The organism is Bacillus jepli, assembly GCF_047238305.1.
GTDB lineage: Bacteria > Bacillota > Bacilli > Bacillales > Bacillaceae_L > Ferdinandcohnia.
In genome coordinates this window covers 745138-766177 of sequence record NZ_JBDFMO010000001.1, presented here as the reverse complement: position 1 = coordinate 766177, position 21040 = coordinate 745138, and the positions used below count along the sequence as shown (strand labels likewise).

Annotated in this window: 20 protein-coding genes, 4 tRNA genes and 3 rRNA genes; 21 read left to right on the top strand and 6 right to left on the bottom strand. The window is 41.9% G+C overall.

Annotation, left to right across the window (positions count from 1 at the left end; translation table 11 throughout):
- The first annotated feature begins 14 nt into the window (after positions 1 to 14).
- The 7 genes from ABC371_RS03840 (at position 15) to ABC371_RS03810 (ending at position 5363) form a co-directional block, all read left to right on the top strand.
- A 16S ribosomal RNA gene (locus ABC371_RS03840) occupies positions 15 to 1564 on the top strand.
- A 96-nt stretch (positions 1565 to 1660) separates the two neighbouring features.
- Positions 1661 to 1737: transfer RNA gene (locus tag ABC371_RS03835), tRNA-Ile, on the top strand.
- A gap of 18 nt (positions 1738 to 1755) precedes the next feature.
- Positions 1756 to 1831, top strand: a tRNA-Ala gene (locus ABC371_RS03830).
- Between the two features lie 116 nt (positions 1832 to 1947).
- Positions 1948 to 4878, top strand: a 23S ribosomal RNA gene (locus tag ABC371_RS03825).
- A 55-nt stretch (positions 4879 to 4933) separates the two neighbouring features.
- A 5S ribosomal RNA gene (gene rrf / locus ABC371_RS03820) occupies positions 4934 to 5049 on the top strand.
- Together the 16S, 23S and 5S rRNA genes with 4 tRNA genes alongside form the textbook arrangement of a ribosomal RNA operon.
- A gap of 158 nt (positions 5050 to 5207) precedes the next feature.
- A tRNA-Met gene (locus tag ABC371_RS03815) sits at positions 5208 to 5284 on the top strand.
- Between the two features lie 3 nt (positions 5285 to 5287).
- Positions 5288 to 5363 (top strand) — tRNA-Asp (locus tag ABC371_RS03810).
- Between the two features lie 232 nt (positions 5364 to 5595).
- Here ABC371_RS03810 and ABC371_RS03805 read toward each other — a convergent pair.
- Positions 5596 to 5835, bottom strand: coding sequence for a hypothetical protein (locus tag ABC371_RS03805; RefSeq protein WP_412895654.1), 240 nt, complete (start codon positions 5833 to 5835; stop codon positions 5596 to 5598).
- A gap of 297 nt (positions 5836 to 6132) precedes the next feature.
- Here ABC371_RS03805 and thiL point away from each other — a divergent pair, with 297 nt between their 5' ends.
- Genes thiL through tsaD form a run of 5 tightly spaced genes read left to right on the top strand, consistent with a single transcriptional unit; the run spans position 6133 to position 9759 of the window.
- Positions 6133 to 7122: a thiamine-phosphate kinase gene (gene thiL / locus ABC371_RS03800; RefSeq protein ID WP_412895653.1), complete on the top strand. Its 990-nt coding sequence runs from the start codon at positions 6133 to 6135 to the stop codon at positions 7120 to 7122.
- A gap of 10 nt (positions 7123 to 7132) precedes the next feature.
- Positions 7133 to 7591, top strand: coding sequence for a tRNA (adenosine(37)-N6)-threonylcarbamoyltransferase complex ATPase subunit type 1 TsaE (tsaE, locus tag ABC371_RS03795; RefSeq protein ID WP_412895652.1), 459 nt, complete (start codon positions 7133 to 7135; stop codon positions 7589 to 7591).
- Entirely contained in the window at positions 7588 to 8280 is a 693-nt protein-coding gene (tsaB, locus tag ABC371_RS03790; protein WP_412895651.1) for a tRNA (adenosine(37)-N6)-threonylcarbamoyltransferase complex dimerization subunit type 1 TsaB, read from the top strand. The genes tsaE and tsaB overlap by 4 nt, the downstream gene beginning before the upstream one ends.
- A gap of 2 nt (positions 8281 to 8282) precedes the next feature.
- Positions 8283 to 8750 carry a ribosomal protein S18-alanine N-acetyltransferase gene (gene rimI, locus ABC371_RS03785; protein ID WP_412895650.1) on the top strand — a complete coding sequence of 156 codons (468 nt, stop codon included), beginning with the start codon at positions 8283 to 8285 and terminating at the stop codon, positions 8748 to 8750.
- Complete coding sequence (tsaD, locus tag ABC371_RS03780) at positions 8743 to 9759, top strand: tRNA (adenosine(37)-N6)-threonylcarbamoyltransferase complex transferase subunit TsaD (RefSeq protein ID WP_412895649.1); 1017 nt, start codon at positions 8743 to 8745, stop codon at positions 9757 to 9759. The genes rimI and tsaD overlap by 8 nt, the downstream gene beginning before the upstream one ends.
- Before the next feature lie 264 nt (positions 9760 to 10023).
- Here the strand turns inward: tsaD and ABC371_RS03775 are convergent, their stop codons facing one another.
- Entirely contained in the window at positions 10024 to 11958 is a 1935-nt protein-coding gene (locus tag ABC371_RS03775) for an ABC transporter ATP-binding protein (protein ID WP_412895648.1), read from the bottom strand.
- Positions 11959 to 12092: 134 nt separating this feature from the next.
- On the opposite strand from ABC371_RS03775, the gene moaC reads away from it, so the two are divergent.
- Genes moaC through tatC form a run of 4 tightly spaced genes read left to right on the top strand, consistent with a single transcriptional unit; the run spans position 12093 to position 14221 of the window.
- Positions 12093 to 12584, top strand: a complete 492-nt coding sequence (gene moaC, locus ABC371_RS03770) for a cyclic pyranopterin monophosphate synthase MoaC (RefSeq protein ID WP_412895647.1) — start codon at positions 12093 to 12095, stop codon at positions 12582 to 12584.
- Positions 12585 to 12586: 2 nt separating this feature from the next.
- A complete protein-coding gene (locus ABC371_RS03765) occupies positions 12587 to 13228 on the top strand; it encodes a redox-sensing transcriptional repressor Rex (protein ID WP_412895646.1) in 642 nt (213 codons plus the stop codon).
- Positions 13229 to 13263: 35 nt separating this feature from the next.
- Positions 13264 to 13455 (top strand): twin-arginine translocase TatA/TatE family subunit, encoded by a 192-nt coding sequence (locus ABC371_RS03760; RefSeq protein ID WP_136381625.1) that lies wholly within the window; start codon positions 13264 to 13266, stop codon positions 13453 to 13455.
- Positions 13456 to 13471: 16 nt separating this feature from the next.
- Positions 13472 to 14221 (top strand): twin-arginine translocase subunit TatC, encoded by a 750-nt coding sequence (gene tatC / locus ABC371_RS03755; protein ID WP_412895645.1) that lies wholly within the window; start codon positions 13472 to 13474, stop codon positions 14219 to 14221.
- Positions 14222 to 14260: 39 nt separating this feature from the next.
- On the opposite strand, the gene ABC371_RS03750 is transcribed toward tatC, so the two are convergent.
- Together ABC371_RS03750 and ABC371_RS03745 are read right to left on the bottom strand one after the other, a co-directional pair.
- The gene (locus tag ABC371_RS03750; RefSeq protein ID WP_412895644.1) at positions 14261 to 14470 is read right to left on the bottom strand and encodes a YdiK family protein; all 210 of its coding nucleotides are present in this window, start codon (positions 14468 to 14470) and stop codon (positions 14261 to 14263) included.
- Between the two features lie 4 nt (positions 14471 to 14474).
- Positions 14475 to 15212 carry a CPBP family intramembrane glutamic endopeptidase gene (locus tag ABC371_RS03745; protein WP_116354373.1) on the bottom strand — a complete coding sequence of 246 codons (738 nt, stop codon included), beginning with the start codon at positions 15210 to 15212 and terminating at the stop codon, positions 14475 to 14477.
- Between the two features lie 332 nt (positions 15213 to 15544).
- Here ABC371_RS03745 and groES point away from each other — a divergent pair, with 332 nt between their 5' ends.
- Positions 15545 to 15829: a co-chaperone GroES gene (gene groES, locus ABC371_RS03740; protein ID WP_010285540.1), complete on the top strand. Its 285-nt coding sequence runs from the start codon at positions 15545 to 15547 to the stop codon at positions 15827 to 15829.
- A gap of 178 nt (positions 15830 to 16007) precedes the next feature.
- Positions 16008 to 17636 (top strand): chaperonin GroEL, encoded by a 1629-nt coding sequence (groL, locus tag ABC371_RS03735; protein ID WP_116354372.1) that lies wholly within the window; start codon positions 16008 to 16010, stop codon positions 17634 to 17636.
- Between the two features lie 89 nt (positions 17637 to 17725).
- On the opposite strand, the gene ABC371_RS03730 is transcribed toward groL, so the two are convergent.
- Together ABC371_RS03730 and ABC371_RS03725 are read right to left on the bottom strand one after the other, a co-directional pair.
- Positions 17726 to 19033 carry a tyrosine-type recombinase/integrase gene (locus ABC371_RS03730; RefSeq protein WP_412895643.1) on the bottom strand — a complete coding sequence of 436 codons (1308 nt, stop codon included), beginning with the start codon at positions 19031 to 19033 and terminating at the stop codon, positions 17726 to 17728.
- 13 nt (positions 19034 to 19046) lie between these two features.
- Positions 19047 to 19916 (bottom strand): S24 family peptidase, encoded by an 870-nt coding sequence (locus tag ABC371_RS03725; RefSeq protein ID WP_412895642.1) that lies wholly within the window; start codon positions 19914 to 19916, stop codon positions 19047 to 19049.
- Between the two features lie 199 nt (positions 19917 to 20115).
- Here ABC371_RS03725 and ABC371_RS03720 point away from each other — a divergent pair, with 199 nt between their 5' ends.
- From ABC371_RS03720 to ABC371_RS03710, 3 genes are read left to right on the top strand one after another with little or no spacing between them, the layout of a single operon-like run.
- Positions 20116 to 20382, top strand: coding sequence for a helix-turn-helix domain-containing protein (locus ABC371_RS03720; RefSeq protein ID WP_412895641.1), 267 nt, complete (start codon positions 20116 to 20118; stop codon positions 20380 to 20382).
- Between the two features lie 23 nt (positions 20383 to 20405).
- Positions 20406 to 20612, top strand: coding sequence for a helix-turn-helix domain-containing protein (locus ABC371_RS03715; RefSeq protein ID WP_412895640.1), 207 nt, complete (start codon positions 20406 to 20408; stop codon positions 20610 to 20612).
- A gap of 15 nt (positions 20613 to 20627) precedes the next feature.
- A complete protein-coding gene (locus tag ABC371_RS03710; protein ID WP_412895639.1) occupies positions 20628 to 20855 on the top strand; it encodes a hypothetical protein in 228 nt (75 codons plus the stop codon).
- Positions 20856 to 21040 lie beyond the last annotated feature (185 nt).

The following is a 21040-nucleotide window of genomic DNA, read 5'->3' as shown; positions in this document are numbered from 1 at the left end:
AGCAATCAATACTCTTATTGGAGAGTTTGATCCTGGCTCAGGATGAACGCTGGCGGCGTGCCTAATACATGCAAGTCGAGCGAACCTGAGGGAGCTTGCTCCCAAAGGTTAGCGGCGGACGGGTGAGTAACACGTGGGCAACCTGCCTGTAAGACTGGGATAACTTCGGGAAACCGGAGCTAATACCGGATAACATATGAGACCACATGGTCTCATATTAAAAGATGGCTTTTAGCTATCACTTACAGATGGGCCCGCGGCGCATTAGCTAGTTGGTGAGGTAACGGCTCACCAAGGCAACGATGCGTAGCCGACCTGAGAGGGTGATCGGCCACACTGGGACTGAGACACGGCCCAGACTCCTACGGGAGGCAGCAGTAGGGAATCTTCCGCAATGGACGAAAGTCTGACGGAGCAACGCCGCGTGAGCGAAGAAGGTCTTCGGATCGTAAAGCTCTGTTGTTAGGGAAGAACAAGTATCGTTCGAATAGGGCGGTACCTTGACGGTACCTAACCAGAAAGCCACGGCTAACTACGTGCCAGCAGCCGCGGTAATACGTAGGTGGCAAGCGTTATCCGGAATTATTGGGCGTAAAGCGCGCGCAGGCGGTCCTTTAAGTCTGATGTGAAAGCCCACGGCTCAACCGTGGAGGGTCATTGGAAACTGGGGGACTTGAGTGCAGAAGAGGAGAGCGGAATTCCACGTGTAGCGGTGAAATGCGTAGAGATGTGGAGGAACACCAGTGGCGAAGGCGGCTCTCTGGTCTGTAACTGACGCTGAGGCGCGAAAGCGTGGGGAGCGAACAGGATTAGATACCCTGGTAGTCCACGCCGTAAACGATGAGTGCTAAGTGTTAGAGGGTTTCCGCCCTTTAGTGCTGCAGCAAACGCATTAAGCACTCCGCCTGGGGAGTACGGTCGCAAGACTGAAACTCAAAGGAATTGACGGGGGCCCGCACAAGCGGTGGAGCATGTGGTTTAATTCGAAGCAACGCGAAGAACCTTACCAGGTCTTGACATCCTCTGACACTCCTAGAGATAGGATTTTCCCTTCGGGGACAGAGTGACAGGTGGTGCATGGTTGTCGTCAGCTCGTGTCGTGAGATGTTGGGTTAAGTCCCGCAACGAGCGCAACCCTTGATCTTAGTTGCCAGCATTAAGTTGGGCACTCTAAGGTGACTGCCGGTGACAAACCGGAGGAAGGTGGGGATGACGTCAAATCATCATGCCCCTTATGACCTGGGCTACACACGTGCTACAATGGATGGTACAAAGGGCAGCAAAACCGCGAGGTTAAGCCAATCCCATAAAACCATTCTCAGTTCGGATTGCAGGCTGCAACTCGCCTGCATGAAGCCGGAATCGCTAGTAATCGCGGATCAGCATGCCGCGGTGAATACGTTCCCGGGCCTTGTACACACCGCCCGTCACACCACGAGAGTTTGTAACACCCGAAGTCGGTGGGGTAACCGTAAGGAGCCAGCCGCCTAAGGTGGGACAGATGATTGGGGTGAAGTCGTAACAAGGTAGCCGTATCGGAAGGTGCGGCTGGATCACCTCCTTTCTAAGGAAACTGAAGTTCTACGAACTTCATAAAAAGACGCTTTGTATTATGTTTAGTTTTGAGAGAACTGATTGTTCTTGAATTAAATACTTGAATGGGCCTATAGCTCAGCTGGTTAGAGCGCACGCCTGATAAGCGTGAGGTCGATGGTTCGAGTCCATTTAGGCCCACCATTCAATTAAATATCTTACGGGGCCTTAGCTCAGCTGGGAGAGCGCCTGCTTTGCACGCAGGAGGTCAGCGGTTCGATCCCGCTAGGCTCCACCAATCTCACTGATGAAATCTTATTTGATTGAAATCAGTTATTTTGTTCCTTGAAAACTAGATAACGTAACAAAACATTCATTGAAGTAGTAAAAGTTCTTTTATAATTAATTAACTTAGGTTAAGTTATGAAGGGCGCACGGTGGATGCCTTGGCACTAGGAGCCGATGAAGGACGGTACTAACACCGATATGCTTCGGGGAGCTGTAAGTAAGCATTGATCCGAAGATTTCCGAATGGGGAAACCCACTGCTCGTAATGGGGCAGTATCCTTACCTGAATACATAGGGTGAGAGAAGGTAGACCCGGGGAACTGAAACATCTTAGTACCCGGAGGAAGAGAAAGCAAACGCGATTTCCTGAGTAGCGGCGAGCGAAACGGAAGATAGCCCAAACCAAGAGGCTTGCCTCTTGGGGTTGTAGGACACTCTATACGGAGTTACAAAAGAGCGAAGTAGACGAAGTGACCTGGAAAGGTCCGTCAGAGAAGGTAACAACCCTGTAGTTGAAACTTCGTTCTCTCTTGAGTGGATCCTGAGTACGGCGGGACACGTGAAATCCCGTCGGAAGCTGGGAGGACCATCTCCCAAGGCTAAATACTCCCTAGTGACCGATAGTGAACCAGTACCGTGAGGGAAAGGTGAAAAGCACCCCGGGAGGGGAGTGAAAGAGAACCTGAAACCGTGTGCCTACAAGTAGTCAAAGCACATTTATGTGTGATGGCGTGCCTTTTGTAGAATGAACCGGCGAGTTACGATCCCGTGCAAGGTTAAGTTGAAGAGACGGAGCCGCAGCGAAAGCGAGTCTGAATAGGGCGAGATAGTACGTGGTCGTAGACCCGAAACCAGGTGATCTACCCATGTCCAGGGTGAAGTTCAGGTAACACTGAATGGAGGCCCGAACCCACGCACGTTGAAAAGTGCGGGGATGAGGTGTGGGTAGCGGAGAAATTCCAATCGAACTTGGAGATAGCTGGTTCTCTCCGAAATAGCTTTAGGGCTAGCCTCGAGTTAGAGTCTTGGAGGTAGAGCACTGATTGGACTAGGGGCCCTCATCGGGTTACCGAATTCAGTCAAACTCCGAATGCCAAAGACTTGATTCTCGGGAGTCAGACTGCGAGTGATAAGATCCGTAGTCAAGAGGGAAACAGCCCAGACCACCAGCTAAGGTCCCAAAGTATACGTTAAGTGGAAAAGGATGTGGAGTTGCTTAGACAACCAGGATGTTGGCTTAGAAGCAGCCACCATTTAAAGAGTGCGTAATAGCTCACTGGTCGAGTGACTCTGCGCCGAAAATGTACCGGGGCTAAACGTATCACCGAAGCTGTGGATTGTTCTTACGAACAATGGTAGGAGAGCGTTCTAAGTGCAGCGAAGTCAGACCGAGAGGACTGGTGGAGCGCTTAGAAGTGAGAATGCCGGTATGAGTAGCGAAAGAGGGGTGAGAATCCCCTCCACCGAATGCCTAAGGTTTCCTGAGGAAGGCTCGTCCGCTCAGGGTTAGTCGGGACCTAAGCCGAGGCTGAAAAGCGTAGGCGATGGACAACAGGTTGAAATTCCTGTACCACCTCATTACCGTTTGAGCAATGGAGGGACGCAGGAGGATAGGGTAAGCGCGCTGTTGGATATGCGCGTCCAAGCAGTTAGACTGGTAAGTAGGCAAATCCGCTTACCGTAAGGTTGAGCTGTGATGGCGAGGGAAATAAAGTACCGAAGTTCCTGATTCCACACTGCCAAGAAAAGCTTCTAGCGAGGTAGAAGGTGCCCGTACCGCAAACCGACACAGGTAGGCGAGGAGAGAATCCTAAGGTGATCGAGAGAACTCTCGTTAAGGAACTCGGCAAAATGACCCCGTAACTTCGGGAGAAGGGGTGCTTTTTAGGGTGAATAGCCCTGAAAAGCCGCAGTGAATAGGCCCAGGCGACTGTTTAGCAAAAACACAGGTCTCTGCGAAGCCGCAAGGCGAAGTATAGGGGCTGACACCTGCCCGGTGCTGGAAGGTTAAGAGGAGGGGTTAGCGTAAGCGAAGCTCTGAATCGAAGCCCCAGTAAACGGCGGCCGTAACTATAACGGTCCTAAGGTAGCGAAATTCCTTGTCAGGTAAGTTCTGACCCGCACGAAAGGTGTAACGATCTGGGCACTGTCTCAACGAGAGACTCGGTGAAATTATAGTACCTGTGAAGATGCAGGTTACCCGCGACAGGACGGAAAGACCCCGTGGAGCTTTACTGCAACCTGATATTGAATTTTGGTACAGCTTGTACAGGATAGGTAGGAGCCTTGGAAGCCGGAGCGCCAGCTTCGGTGGAGGCGTCGGTGGGATACTACCCTGGCTGTATTGAAATTCTAACCCGAAGGCCTTATCGGCCTTGGAGACAGTGTCAGGTGGGCAGTTTGACTGGGGCGGTCGCCTCCTAAAGAGTAACGGAGGCGCCCAAAGGTTCCCTCAGAATGGTTGGAAATCATTCGTAGAGTGTAAAGGCACAAGGGAGCTTGACTGCGAGACCTACAAGTCGAGCAGGGACGAAAGTCGGGCTTAGTGATCCGGTGGTTCCGCATGGAAGGGCCATCGCTCAACGGATAAAAGCTACCCCGGGGATAACAGGCTTATCTCCCCCAAGAGTCCACATCGACGGGGAGGTTTGGCACCTCGATGTCGGCTCATCGCATCCTGGGGCTGTAGTCGGTCCCAAGGGTTGGGCTGTTCGCCCATTAAAGCGGTACGCGAGCTGGGTTCAGAACGTCGTGAGACAGTTCGGTCCCTATCCGTCGTGGGCGTAGGAAATTTGAGAGGAGCTGTCCTTAGTACGAGAGGACCGGGATGGACACACCGCTGGTGTACCAGTTGTCCTGCCAAGGGCATAGCTGGGTAGCTATGTGTGGAAGGGATAAGTGCTGAAAGCATCTAAGCATGAAGCCCCCCTCAAGATGAGATTTCCCATAGTGTTAAACTAGTAAGATCCCTCGAAGATGACGAGGTTGATAGGTCAGAGGTGGAAGCATGGTGACATGTGCAGCTGACTGATACTAATCGATCGAGGACTTAACCAAAATGATGAATGTTGGAGCGTTATCTAGTTTTGAGGGAATGAATCCTTCAACATAGTCTAGTGGCGATAGCGAAGAGGTCACACCCGTTCCCATACCGAACACGGAAGTTAAGCTCTTCAGCGCCGATGGTAGTTGGGACTTTGTCCCTGTGAGAGTAGGACGTCGCTAGGCTTACAATTTTATTATCGCGGGGTGGAGCAACGAGCGTTGCATCATCGAAAAAACTGCGAGTTGTCCTGACGGACTTAGCTTCTAGCGTTAGCTAGCAGAGGAAGGGACAGTCTTGTGCAAAACATGCGCATGACAAAAACTGTATATATTTTTATTATCGCGGGGTGGAGCAGTCTGGTAGCTCGTCGGGCTCATAACCCGAAGGTCGTAGGTTCAAATCCTGCCCCCGCAACCAATTGGTCCCGTGGTGTAGCGGTTAACATGCCTGCCTGTCACGCAGGAGATCGCCGGTTCGATCCCGGTCGGGACCGCCATATTTTACTAACACACGAAACTTTAGGTTTCGTTTTTTATTTTGATGGAATAAAATTAGTATCTGCCACAACATTAAATGTTGTGGTTTTTTCTTTTAATGGGAATAATATTTATTTAGTAAGAGTCAACAAGAAGAAACCGTAAATATAGATGGATATTCAAAGAGTATTTTTTAAATAAAATGAAGGGGAAATTGGTGGAAATGCTCCACTCAAACCCTCTTCATCGGAGTTATGCAGGGGAAAAGAAGCGATGAATTCGACTCAAAACCTCTTCATCGAGCTTATGAAGGGGAAAGGAAGCATTGAGCCCGACTCCGAAAAGGTCTTCATGAGCTAATGAAGACCCGAACGCACCAATTACATCACCAAAAAGGTCTTCATCAAGCTTATGAAGTCCCGAACGTAGCCAGTGCCCGCGCGGAAAGTCCTTCATCAAGCTAATGAAGACCCGAACGCAGCCAGATCCCACGCTGAAAGTCCTTCATGGCAGCGATGAAGTCCCGAACGCGGCCAGCGCCCTACCGAAAAGTCCTTCATCAACAAAATGAAGACCCAACGCAACCATCACCACATCCAAAAGTCCTTCATACACCTTATATGACTCCACCACACCCAAAACTCAGTTATTTTACATCTTTTTTTGCTGATTTGATTGAAATACGGTAAACTAATAATATTGTATAAAGGTCCTTAGGCGATGTCCTAGGGCTTTTTTTCACTACCGTATTCACATATTTATTGACATACATATTGGGAGTGACCGTAGATGGCTTTGCAGGATGAATTTCACTTTATTGAACAAATCAAACCGAAGCGTGTATCTCAATCTGGCTTAGTGGCAGGGATTGGGGATGATGCTGCCCTTTTTCGACCAACTCCACATATGGAACAAATCATATGTATGGATACAATGGTAGAGGGTGTTCATTTTAATTCTCACACAATGAATCCTTACCAAATTGGATATAAGGCATTGGCTGTCAATATTAGTGATATTGCAGCAATGGGTGGAATCCCTACCTATTATTTAGTGTCTATTGCCATTCCGAAAGATCGGAATGAATCGGATTTGTTATCGATTTACGAAGGGATGGCAATGCTAGCAGATAAGTATGCGATGGATTTAATTGGTGGTGACACTGTTTCGATTGCTGAAAACTTAGTGATAACCGTTACGGTTCTTGGTGAGGTAGAGACTGGAAAGCACTTTTTACGAAGTCAAGCAAAGCCAGGAGATATCGTTTTTGTGACCGGAACGATTGGTGACTCAGCTGCTGGGTTGGACGTATTATTACATAGCGGAAACGATCATTCTTTTTCTGACCTTGAGGAAACGCTAATCCGTAAGCATCAATATCCGTCACCGCGAGTTGAGATTGGAAGACTCTTATCAACCTTTGAACGAGTCTCTTTAAATGATATAAGTGATGGTTTGGCTAGTGAAGCAAATGAGATTGCAAAGGCAAGCGGTGTTATTTTACAAATAGATGAAGATCAGATCCCATTCAGTGAAGCCATACTAACGAAGTATAAAGATCGTGCTCTAGAATATGCATTATACGGTGGAGAGGACTTTGAACTAGTTGGAACAATGGCTCCTTCTGATTGGGACATACTACAGAAAAAGGCAAGTGAACATGATTATATTCTTTCGAAAATAGGGACTGTTTCTGAAGGTGGTCCAGCTGTATTTTTAAAGCGAGACGGGGAATTACAAAAGCTTGAGATGAAGGGGTATAATCATTTTACTAAATAAGGTGGAATATATGGAGAAATATGAGTTTATATCGAATACAGCCGAAGCGACGGAGAATTTTTCAGATAGCCTGGCTGAGAAGCTTGGACCTGGTGATGTCATAACGCTTGAAGGTGATTTAGGTGCAGGGAAGACTACTTTTACAAAAGGCTTGGCAAAAGGACTTGGAATTACGAGAACGGTGAATAGTCCGACGTTTACAATTATTAAGGAATACCATGGGAGAGTTCCTTTGTATCATATGGATGTGTATCGTTTAGAACATAGTGATGAGGATCTCGGATTTGATGAATATTTTGAGGGTGATGGTGTGACTGTTGTTGAGTGGGCACATCTTATCGAAGATCGGCTCCCAAAGGATCGGATCACCATCAGAATTGAACATCAAGGAGATACAAAGCGTAAGATTACGGTGATACCAATCGGGGAAAGGTATCAACTTTTATGTGAGGAGTTATTTGGCGAATGAAGGTTTTAGCAATAGATACGTCCAATTATGTATTAGGAGTCGCGATTATTGATGAAGAAAAAGTGATTGGCGAGGTCATTACAAATCTACCAAAAAACCATTCTGTCCGGGTAATGCCAACTATTGAACAGTTAATGAAGGAATGTGACATAAAGCCTAAGGAGCTCGATAAAGTTGTAGTGGCGATGGGACCTGGTTCATACACAGGGGTGAGAATTGGAGTCACAATTGCCAAAACATTGGCATGGTCCTTACGAATTCCGTTGGTAGGAGTATCAAGTTTAGAAGTGGTAGCAGCCAACGGCAGGTATTTTAATGGCTTTATTTCTCCTCTATTTGATGCAAGAAGGGGCCAAGTATATACAGGTCTTTATCAATATGAAGGCAAGACGCTGACTTGTGTGGAAGAAGATAAAATTATTTTATTATCAGATTGGCTTGAGGAGCTTAAAAAGAAAGAAACACCGGTTCTTTTTATTGGCAATGATTTGGTTATCCACAAGGAACAGATGGAAACAGATTTAGGTCAACTTGCATATGTTGCACCATACACGGATTGGAACCCAAGACCAAGTGAGTTAGCAGAGTTAGGGTTGAAGAAAGAGCCAGTGGATGTTCATACATTTGTGCCAAATTATATTCGCTTAGCTGAAGCCGAGGCGAATTGGTTAGGGAAGAGGCAGGGGTAAGCATGGAAGATACCATTAATCAACAGATACTGTTTCGTTTCATGACGTTAAATGATATTGATGATGTCATGAAGGTTGAGACATCAGCATTTACCGTCCCTTGGAAGAGAGAAGCATTTTATAATGAATTAGTTCATAATCAGTTTGCCAAGTATATTGTGATGACTGATAACGGCCAAGTTATTGGGTATTGTGGGATGTGGCTTATTTTAGATGAATGTCATATTACCAATATTGCAGTGCTGCCAGAATATCGTGGAAAAAAGCTTGGGGAAGCATTATTAATGCAGGCTAAGCTTTTAGCGATGCAGCATCAGGCAGTTTCGATGACGCTTGAGGTGAGAGTGTCCAATCATATTGCCCAAAATCTCTATAAAAAGCTAGGCTTTAAGCCTGGTGGAATTCGAAAAAATTACTATACGGACAATAATGAAGATGCACTAGTAATGTGGGTGAATTTAAATGAGTGATAATCAATTAATTATGGGAATTGAAACAAGCTGTGATGAAACGGCTGTTTCGATTGTCAAAAACGGGCGGGAAATTTTATCAAATGTGGTAGCATCTCAAATTGAAAGCCATAAACGCTTCGGTGGGGTTGTGCCAGAAATAGCATCAAGACATCATGTTGAGGCGATCACACTTGTGATTGAAGAAGCGTTGAAGCAGGCTGATGTGGCTTTTGAGGATATTGATGGAATTGCTGTAACAGAAGGACCTGGCTTAGTAGGTGCTTTACTAATAGGGGTTAATGCGGCAAAAGCAGTAGCATTTGCCCACGATATTCCCCTTCTAGGAGTTCATCATATTGCGGGTCATATTTACGCAAACCGCTTAGTGGAGGAGCTCGAGTTTCCATTATTAGCGTTGGTTGTGTCTGGTGGACATACGGAGCTTGTATATATGGAGGAGCATGCATCCTTTAAGGTCATCGGGGAAACAAGGGATGATGCTGCTGGAGAGGCGTATGATAAGGTGGCAAGAACACTTAGTCTTCCTTATCCAGGTGGGCCTCATATTGATCGTCTTGCGCATGAGGGAACAGCGACGATTGATTTACCAAGAGCATGGCTAGAAGAGGATTCATACGATTTTAGTTTTAGTGGGTTAAAATCAGCTGTCATAAATGCTCTCCACAATGCGGAGCAGCGTGGGGAAAAGATTGATCCAAAGAATCTAGCAGCAAGCTTCCAGGAAAGTGTCATTGATGTATTAGTGACAAAAACAGTAAAGGCAGCGAAACAGTATCAAGTTAAACAAGTTTTATTAGCTGGGGGAGTTGCGGCAAACAAAGGATTGCGAGCAGCTTTAGAGGAAGCATTTTTGGAAAAGCCAGAAGTGAAGCTCATTATTCCGCCACTTTCGCTTTGTACAGACAATGCGGCAATGATTGCGGCAGTTGGCAGTGTCTTGTATGAAAAAGGGAAACGTTCATCATATGCATTAAATGCAAATCCTGGGTTAGATATTGAAAAGTAGTCAAAAAGTCCTCTTTAGATAAGAGGATTTTTTGTTGATAAATTATCCACAAACTCACAGGTTATGTGGAAAACTAGAAAAATACACTGAAATAACTAATATGCAATTGTGGACATTTTATGTGGATAACCCTGTTGATGGATGTGAATAATGTGGATAAGTCGGTGTATAACTTGATTATTGTGGAAAAAGAATTAAAAAATCCCCATCCAAACTCTTCGTTTAGATGGGGATAACTTATTTTTTGCAGATAGGTGAAAAGGTCTAACCACTTATTTCGTGAAGGGATTCCCATTCTTCCATTAGGGCTTCAAGCTTAGCTGAGATTATCTCGTTCTCTTCATTAATGCGTTGAACTTCCTCATGATTTTGGTAAACTTCAGGATCACAAAGAAGCTGTTCATTTTCTTCCGTTTTTTCTTCAAGAGAGGATATCTCCAATTCAATTTCTTCAATTCTCCGCTTACGTTGGCGTTCTAGCTTCTTTAATTCCTTTTCTTGTTCATAGGACGTTTTTTCTTGAACCACTTCTCGTTTATCCGCTTTTTTCTCTTGCGTTTCAAGTTTCGCCAATTCTTCCATTTCGAATTTTTTTTCAAGGTAATAGTCATAATCACCGAGGTACTCTGTGAGTCCTTCTGGCGATAACTCAAAAACCTTCGTTGCAATCCGGTTAATAAAGTATCGGTCATGAGAGACAAAAAGGATGGTCCCAGGATAATCAATTAGCGCATTTTCAAGTACTTCCTTACTATCAAGATCAAGATGGTTTGTTGGCTCGTCAAGAATAAGGAAGTTCGACTTTTCCATCATCAGCTTTGCAAGAGCGAGTCTCGCTTTTTCGCCACCACTTAGTGTAGACACGGTTTTTAACACATCATCCCCTGAAAATAGGAAATTTCCAAGAACTGTACGGATTTCTTTTTCAGGTTTAAGCGGATATTCATCCCATAATTCGTTTAACACCCGTTTATTTGAGGTGAGGTCTGCTTGTTGTTGGTCATAGTAGCCAATCGTTACATGTGAACCGAAACGAATCGTTCCATCGACATGCTCAAGCTTATCGATAACGGCTTTTAGCAGGGTCGATTTCCCGATCCCGTTAGGTCCCACTAACGCAATACTATCTTCACGATAAATATTGAAATTGATATTTTTGATAATAGGCTTGTCTTTTTCATAGGAAACAGAGATGTCTTTTGCACTTAACACATCATTTCCACTTTGTCTTTCAATTTCGAAACGGAAGGAAGCAGATTTTTCATCACCCGATGGTCTGTCCATAAGCTCCATTCGATCAAGCTGTTTTCGTCTACTTTGAGCGCGTTTCGTTGTTGAAGCTCTGACTAGGTTTTTCGCGATGAAGTCTTTTAGTTTTTCGACTTCTTCCTGTTGTTTTTCATATCTTTTCAAATCAAGTTCATAGTTTTCAGCCTTTAATTTTAAATAGTTGCTGTAGTTTCCGACATATTTCGTGCTTGTGTGTCTTGAAATTTCATAGACCTGGTTGACTACTTTATCAAGGAAGTAACGGTCATGGGATACGATTAAGAGCGCTCCTGGATAGCCTTGGAGATATTGTTCAAGCCAGGTAAGCGTGCTGATATCGAGGTGGTTTGTCGGCTCGTCCAGAATCAATAAATCAGGCTTGGAAAGTAATAATTTACAAAGGGCTAGGCGTGTCTTTTGACCACCGCTCAAGCTAGATATTTTTGTTTCGTAGTATTCTTCTGTAAAATGAAACCCGTGTAGAATGGAACGAATATCAGCTTCATATTGATAGCCACCCTGTTCTTTAAAGTCGACCTGGAGCTGATCGTATTCTTCAAGGAGTTTTTGATAGTCAGCTGGATTTTCAAAAACGGAGGGGTCCCCCATTTTTACTTCAAGGTTTCGTAAGTCTTTTTCTAGTTTCTGTAAGGGTGCAAAGACGGTAAGCATTTCTTGCCAAATGGTAAGCGTTGATTCAAGTCCAGTGTCCTGTGCGAGATAATCGATTGTGACACTTTTCGGCTTAATGATTTCACCGCCATCATGTGACATCTGTCCTGCAATAATTTTTAATAGAGTCGATTTTCCGGCACCATTTCGACCAACAATGGCAATGCGGTCGCGAGTTTGTACTTCTAATTTTATATTGGATAAAATAAGATCAGCAGCAAAATATTTTTTGAGCTGATTTACTTGTAGTAAAATCATGCTATTTCACCTCTTGTTTCTAACAACAGTGTATCTTATATTATCTTAATAGAGCAACTGCAATGATAATGTTCACAGATGTTACAAAGACAGATGTGGTAAAATAGTGTATAGTTTATGGGAGGGTTCGATATATGTCATCATTTACCCATTTTAATGAGCAGGGTCGTGCAAGAATGGTCGACATTACAGAGAAATCTGATACTGTTCGTACAGCGATTGCAAAATCAAGTATTACTGTAAATAAATTGATTTATGAGCAAATCATAAATAATGAGGTTAGCAAGGGAGATGTTCTTGCTGTTTCTCAGGTTGCCGGTATTATGGCAGCTAAAAAAACATCAGAGTTAATTCCGATGTGCCATCCGTTAGCATTAAAGGGCGTCGATATCAGCTTTAATTGGACGACCCAAGATGATTATATTTTACATATTACCGTATCAGTTAAAACAAAGGGTAGTACCGGCGTAGAGATGGAAGCCCTTACGGCCGCATCGGTTTGTGCGTTAACTGTATATGATATGTGTAAAGCAGTTGATAAAGGGATGGTGATTGGGCCAACCTATTTAGCTGAAAAAACAGGTGGAAAAAACGGTGATTTTAAAAGGCCAGTAGCGGGGGAATAAACATGAATTTGGAACAGTCAAAAATACCACAAGCAACTGCCAAAAGGCTGCCACTTTATTATCGGTTTTTAAAAAACCTGCATGCCTCGGGGAAGCAGAGGGTATCGTCTGCAGAGCTAAGTGATGCGGTCAAGGTTGATTCCGCCACGATTAGGCGAGATTTTTCCTATTTTGGGGCATTGGGAAAAAAAGGGTATGGCTATAATGTGAATTATTTATTATCCTTTTTTAGTAAGACCCTTGATCAGGATGAATTAACAAAGGTTACGTTAATAGGTGTCGGTAATTTAGGTACCGCATTTTTACATTATAATTTCTCAAAAAATAATAATACAAAAATTGAGCTTGCGTTTGATGTGGATTATAATAAGGTAGGTAGTAGTATTGGTGGAGTCAAGGTATACCATTTAGATGATCTTGAAAAAGAATTGCCTGATGATGTCACGGTTGCTATTTTAACAGTTCCCGTTGGCGCAGCACAGGCGATTACGGATCGCCTCGTAAATAAGGGGATCAAAGGTATCCTTAATTTCACACCAGCAAGAATCAATGTGCCTGAACATATACGTGTTCACCATATTGACTTAGCTGTTGAATTACAAGCACTTGTTTACTTTTTAAAGCATTATTCGAATGAAGAATAGAAATATATTTTACACTTGTTGGGAGGTGACTTACTGTGGGAAGTCTTGGATTTGGTAGTATCCTATTGATTGTATTTGCAGCGTTACTTATTTTTGGACCGAAGAAGTTACCTCAATTAGGAAGAGCAGCAGGTAATACTTTGCGTGAATTCAAAAACGCAACAAAAGGTTTAGCAGATGATGACGATGATGATGTAAAAAAGAATGAAACTCCTGATGTGAAGTAATGATAGGATGAGTCATATGAACGAAAAAGAAATGTCCGTCTACGATCATATTGGTGAGCTACGAAAACGACTGATTTATGTAGTCGTTTTCTTCTTCATTGTTGCATTAGGAAGCTTTTTTCTCGCAGAGCCGGTCATTCTTTACTTGCAAAATGCGGAGGAAGCAAAAGAACTGACAATGAATGCTTTCCGTATGACAGATCCAATTAAAATTTATATGCAATTTGCTTTTATCATTGCGCTCGTTATCTCCTCTCCTTTTTTACTCTATCAGCTATGGGCGTTCATCAGTCCAGGTTTGTATGAAAAGGAAAGAAAGGTAACCTTGAGTTATATTCCGATTTCAGTAGTCTTATTTTTAGTAGGGGTGTCATTTTCCTACTTTATTCTATTCCCATTTGTTGTGAATTTTATGACGAGGTTAGCAGCCCGCCTTGATATTAACCAGGTAATCGGGATTAATGAGTATTTTCAATTCCTGTTACAGTTGACCTTACCGTTTGGCTTTTTGTTTCAATTGCCGGTAGTCGTCATGTTTCTCACAAGACTCGGTATTGTCACACCGATGTTCTTATCGAAAATACGAAAATATGCGTATTTTATTCTATTAGTAATTGGAGGGCTAATTACGCCTCCTGAAATAATCTCTCATTTAATGGTTACTGTGCCGTTATTCGGATTATATGAAATCAGTATTCTTGTATCAAGAAGTGCCTACAGAAAGGTACTCAAAGCGGAAATGATGGCAGCAAATAGTATGGAATAAACAAAAGTCCAGAAAATAGAAATAACCTCCGGATGGAGGTTATTTTTTTTCCTTTGTCACTTTTTTTATTTTGAAGTGCAGGGTAAACATTCTGATTGCCACACCAAAGTCGAAGGTTGCGACAACGGCTAGAAGGATTGTGGAAAAGTTCCAGACTGTCTCCGTTGCACTATTAATTGCAATATAAGTAAATAAAATTCCCATTAATGCGTAAATGATGCCCAAGGCAAAAGGTGAAGTTCTTCGCATAAAATTAAAAGCCTCCAATAAATGTCTGTTGCAGCTTCTCGGCTTGCTTCATGATCCTTTCTATATCATCTGCAAAAACTGTCTGTACCACTACAACAAAAGTATTCATCGCCACATGTGCAAAAATTGGTACAATAATTCGTTTTGTTTGTACATAGAGGAATGCAAAGGTAAAGCCCATTGCCGTATAGATAAGGATATGAGTGAAATCCATATGTACAACCGCAAAAATTAATGAACTAATTAAGCCAGAGATGAAAAAGTTGAATTTTTTATATAAAGAACCAAAGATAATTTGGCGGAAAATAATCTCTTCAAGAATTGGACCAATCACCGAAACAACAATGACTAGCAATGGCAAAGATTTTACCAGTGTCAAAATTTCTTGGGTGTTCTCAGAGCCTGGCTCAATGCCAAATAAATGAATTTCAATATTTGCCGCAACCACCTGGGCTGTCATGGCCATAAAAATACCTGCAATCGCCCATCCAATTGCCTCACCTTTAGAGGAACGTCGTAAGTTCTGATGTCTCTCTCTCATATCTTGCCTTAATAAAAATAAAACAATCGGAAGTGCAGCGACAAAACTAATAACAGTCCAAAGTGCAATAATTGTATTTGTAGCAGTGGCTGGATCTAAGTTTTTTCCAACACCTAAAGATAGTAAAAGCGGAATCCCTAAAATCCCAGAGAACTGCATGACGATGTACGTTAATATGACATACCAATATCTAGCTTTCATGAAAATCTCCTTTTTATAGACGGAATGATTGAAAATTGTCCACCTTTTGTATTGTAACATATATTCATTTCTTTCCTTTAGTATAATGCAAATTCGAAATTTCATTGAAAGAAAATAAATTGTTGGTTTATTTTTCCTGTTTGTAACATAGGATAGGTAGGGTGGACAAATTATGCATGTGAAAATGAATCTTTTTTCCAAATTTCTATATCAAATGACTTGCAAAATGGCTAGAGATTATTTAATATAATAATTGTGTTAGCACTCAGGTGGTTTGAGTGCTAATAAGAAGACGAAACTAATATTTAAATTATTTGAGGAGGTCGTTTCACTTGTTAAAGCCATTAGGTGATCGCGTTGTTATTGAACTAGTTGAATCAGAGGAAAAAACTGCAAGCGGAATCGTATTACCAGATTCTGCAAAGGAAAAGCCTCAAGAAGGTAAAGTAGTTGCTGTTGGTACAGGTCGTGTTCTAGACAGTGGTGAAAAGGTAGCTTTAGAGGTTGCGGTTGGTGATCGCATTATCTTCTCAAAATATGCTGGTACTGAAGTGAAATACGAAGGTACTGAATACTTAATTTTACGTGAAAGTGACATTTTAGCTGTTATTGGTTAATAAAAAGCAGCATTTTATATCATAAGATTCATTAACTTTATTCAGAAAAAGCCTGGATAAAGTTAAATGCCTCCGGCGGATGCCACGATTTTTCAAAGGAAACTTTTCGAGCTTGCTCGAAAAAAATCGGGCGCAAATACGCCAAGGCGCATTTGATTATATTGAGGAGGGCTTAATTATGGCAAAAGAAATTAAATTTAGTGAAGATGCTCGTCGCGCAATGCTACGTGGTGTTGATGCATTAGCAAATGCTGTAAAAGTAACATTAGGACCAAAAGGTCGTAACGTGGTTCTTGAGAAAAAATTTGGTTCACCACTTATCACAAATGATGGTGTAACAATTGCAAAAGAAATCGAACTAGAAGATGCATTCGAAAACATGGGTGCTAAACTAGTAGCTGAAGTTGCTAGCAAAACAAATGATGTTGCTGGTGACGGTACAACTACTGCAACTGTTCTAGCTCAAGCAATGATTCGCGAAGGGTTAAAGAACGTTACAGCTGGTGCAAACCCAATGGTAGTGCGTAGAGGTATTGAAAAAGCTGTAACTACAGCTGTTGAAGAATTAAAAGCTATCTCTAAACCAATTGAAGGTAAAGAGTCTATCGCACAAGTTGCTGCTATTTCTTCAGATGACAAAGAAGTTGGCCAATTGATCGCTGAAGCTATGGAGCGCGTTGGTAACGACGGTGTTATCACAATTGAAGAATCTAAAGGCTTCTCTACTGAACTAGAAGTAGTAGAAGGTATGCAATTTGACCGTGGATATGCTTCTCCATACATGGTAACTGATTCTGATAAAATGGAAGCAGTTCTTGAAAATCCATATGTATTAATTACGGATAAAAAGATTTCTAGCATTCAAGAAATCCTACCAGTATTAGAGCAAGTTGTTCAACAAGGTAAGCCATTATTACTAATCGCTGAAGATGTTGAAGGTGAAGCTCTTGCAACTCTAGTTGTGAACAAACTTCGTGGTACATTCAATGCAGTAGCTGTTAAAGCTCCTGGATTTGGTGACCGTCGTAAAGCAATGCTAGAAGATATCGCAATCCTAACTGGTGGTCAAGTTATCACTGAAGATTTAGGTTTAGACCTTAAATCTGCTGACATCACTCAATTAGGTCGCGCTTCTAAGATTGTTGTAACAAAAGAAAATACAACAATCGTTGAAGGTGCTGGTGAGTCTGATAAGATTGCATCTCGCGTTAACAATATCCGTGTTCAAATGGAAGAAACTACTTCTGAATTTGACAAAGAAAAATTACAAGAGCGCCTAGCTAAATTAGCTGGTGGAGTTGCAGTAATCAAAGTTGGTGCTGCTACTGAAACTGAGTTAAAAGAACGCAAGCTTCGCATTGAAGATGCTCTTAACGCAACTCGTGCAGCAGTTGAAGAAGGTATCGTTTCAGGTGGTGGTACAGCACTTGTGAACGTATATAACAAAGTAGCTGCTATCGAATTAGCTGGAGACGAAGCAACTGGTGTAAACATCGTTCTTCGTGCATTGGAAGAGCCAGTACGTCAAATCGCTCACAACGCTGGTCTTGAAGGATCTGTAGTTGTTGAACGCTTGAAAAACGAAGAAATCGGAATTGGCTTCAACGCAGCGACTGGTGAGTGGGTAAACATGATCGACGCTGGTATCGTTGACCCAACTAAGGTAACTCGTTCTGCACTTCAAAACGCAGCATCTGTTTCAGCTATGTTCTTAACAACTGAAGCAGTAATTGCTGACCTACCAGAAAAAGATGCTCCTGCAATGCCTGACATGGGCGGCATGGGTGGAATGGGCGGCATGATGTAATTAGGGTTTTAAAACCCTTTTATATCAACATTCCGCAACATGTAGTTACCCAAAGGGTAACAAATGGGTAACATAGGGTAACAAAAAAATTAGAGGTTTTCCATGAGTTGAGCAAACTTGCGGGAAGCCTCTTTTTTCATGCTCTTAGTAACATGTAGATAAACGTGTTTTGTAGTATCATCATCTTTATGTCCGAGACGTTCCATGATTTCTGGTAAACTTAATCCAGCTTCAGCAAGTAATGTAGTATGAGTATGTCTCAGAGAGTGGGGTGTTAACTCTCGAGTAATCGTTTCAGCATTTTGTCCTTCAGATGGGATTAACGTAGCTTTGTTATCGGGCTTGTTTCGGTTAAGTCCTGCAATCTTTAATAAACGCTTCATACGATTCTCAATAGTCTTTACTAACTCTGGATAACCAGGATTAGTTTCATCCATTTTTGCAAACACAAAATCCTCATCGTGGTACTGTTTACGAAGTCTCATACGGACCTTATTTTGTTCAGCTTGGAGCTTTTTAAGTAAAGCTAGAACTTTTGAATCCACATCAATCGTCCGTTTAGCTGATTGTGTTTTAGGAGGCACCAGTTGATACTTCCTAATGTTGTTCGTTGGATTATAAAGAGTCTTTGTAATTGAAATTGACCCTTCATCAAAATCAATGTCTTTCCACTTTAACGCGCAAAGTTCTCCCACACGCATTCCCGTATAGGCTAATAACATAAAAATTGGATAATCTCTTTCTAATCCTTTTCCTTTCGCTGTTTGCAAGAATTTTGAGAGCTCCTCCTTTTCCATGTATTTTGGTAGCTCATCTTCTTTTTCTAACTCCTCTATGGATTTGGCTGTTTTTGGTACATAAGCAAACTCAGTAGGGTCTTTTTTAATCAATTCCATCTCTATGGCTTTCTTAAAAATCATCCGTCCAGTACGATGCGCACCATCCATCGTATTATCAGCAAAACCTCGTTTTTTTAAGTCATTTAAAGCATCCTGATACTTTTTACGGGTGATATCTTTTAATTTTAATTTCGCAAAATAATCCAATAAACGCTGAATTTCATGTTTTCGAATACGAATAGTGCCTGGTTTTTTCGGCTTGCCTGATGTTCTATAGATTTCTAGCCACTCATAAGCGAATTCTTCAAATTTGATGTTTTTTTCTTCCACATAAGTTCCTTGCGTTAGTTCAGCAAATAAAAGAGCTGCAGCTTCCTGAGCCTCCGTTTTGGTGTTGAAGCCGCCTTTCTTTTTCTGTTTTCTTTTTCCTGTTTTCGGATCGGTACCTACGTCAATGATGTAAGACCATTTGGCGCCACAAGAGCATTTTTTGGTTTTCTTGCTTTCGCCTTTAGAATCAACGCATTTACAATGCGGTTTATAAAAATGTCCTTTCATAATAAATCCTCCTTTACTTTGGCCAAAATTTAACTTCAACTACTTTTCCTAGGATATGAACATCCTTAGCGGGAATAAGCTGTGGTTCCATTGATGGGTTTGATGGAATTAGCATACACATATGACCGTGACGTTTTACTCTTTTTAAAGTAGCATGATCACCATTTATAGCTACAACTGCAATTTCATGCGGATGAACTTCTTCTTGTTTCGCAACTACGACAACATCACCATCGTGTATCCGATCTCCAATCATGCTGTCGCCTTTGACCCTAAGAGCAAATCCTTCTTTCCCTCGCAAAACATTAGGGTCGACTAATGTGTATTCTGCCAAACTCTCAATCATTTCAATAGGTTGTCCTGCCTGGATACTCCCGAGGACTGGGATTTTTAACATTGATTCAAGACTGTATGGCATAGAGTTTTCAGCAACAATATCATGTTTCTCCTTTTGATGAGCGGCTGTTTGTTTCTGCTTATCCATAAAATTTCCGATGGATGCCCAGAAATCAATTACATCAGGTGCATTCTCTAACTCTTCTTGTTCTTCATCGGTCATATGGAAATACCCTGGGTATTTTTTCATAAGTGCCATAGCTTTAATTATTACTTCATCATCAATAAGCATAAGGATATCTCTGACACTTGGATGGGAACCGTAAATAAGACCTGCCCATACCAAGCGTAGAGGATCTCCCCCAGTAATCTCTGCGAAAGCTTGATTTACTTCTTCTGACGCTGCATATTTTGGATCTTTCCGTAGTTTAGATATATAAGTTCTATCTACCTTGACACCTTTTTCTTTTTTCATTTTCTCCGCTATTTCAGATAAACTCATTCCGCTCCGATTAATGTATAAATCAATTAACTCTGGATAATTCATAACTTTTCCGCCTCCATATTTGATAACTATTGATAATTTTAACATATTGTTGACTTTTTAATCAACGTTTTTATAAATAAATGATTATTTAGTCATTGACTTTGGAAAACGTTGGTTATAACATGATAAATATAAATAGTGACTAAATAATCAACAGTAGAACAAACAGTCACACAGGTCCAGAGAAGGAGGTGCAAAAATGAAATATCATACTTTGTTAAGAAGAGCGATTGAAAAGAAGGGGATCTCACTTACCCAAGTATCCTTCCGTCTAGCCAAAAAAGATATCTGTTTGGATAAATCAGTCCTCAGCAAGCTTCAGAATGGAAAACTTCCACCGGCTAGAGACGAGATAAACATAGCCTTGGCTGAAATTCTTGAAATAGATGTAAACCAATTTAGATTAGCTGCAGCTAAAGAAATAATTCCCAAATCGTTGTTCGAACTCATTAAATCAGCAGGTTAATAAAACAGGAAAGGGTGTAACGAATGAAGGAAAAAACGTTGGAAGAATACCCGGAGATTATGACTGCCTCTCATATCGCAAGTTATCTTCATATATCACGTAGACGTGTGTATGAACTATTAAAGTTGTCCCCTGCAAACGGGGGAATTCCATGCATTGAGATTGGGATTTCAAAACGTGTGCTAAGAGAGGATTTAATGAAATGGATTGAAATGCAAAAAGTATCTTAAAGGATGGTGAGAAAAGTGGCACAGGAAAAGTTTCCAGTAGCCAAACACTTAAACGTAAATGAGTATTTGTTACTCTTGAAAGTTTATGCAGCTCACAATCGTAGCATGGGTTTAGAGAAGAGAAAGAAATATACACTCTCCAATATTGTAAAGGTTGAAAAAAACATAAAAGAAAATTGTTTAAATGTCCACTATGATAATGGCGACTGGTGGCATTATTCAGCAAATGGTACTTGGTATTAGAAAGAAAATACGAAGGAGTGAATGTAGCTTGTTAAAATATTTAAATACGTTCGAACGATGGGTATTTGGTATTTGGGCGTTATTAATAGTGCTAAAGTGCATAAGTGATATTACATCGTAGTTCGAACAAATTGGAGGTTAATTACCTCATTTCTTTTTAACCACTTGGCGAAATTTGAGGAACG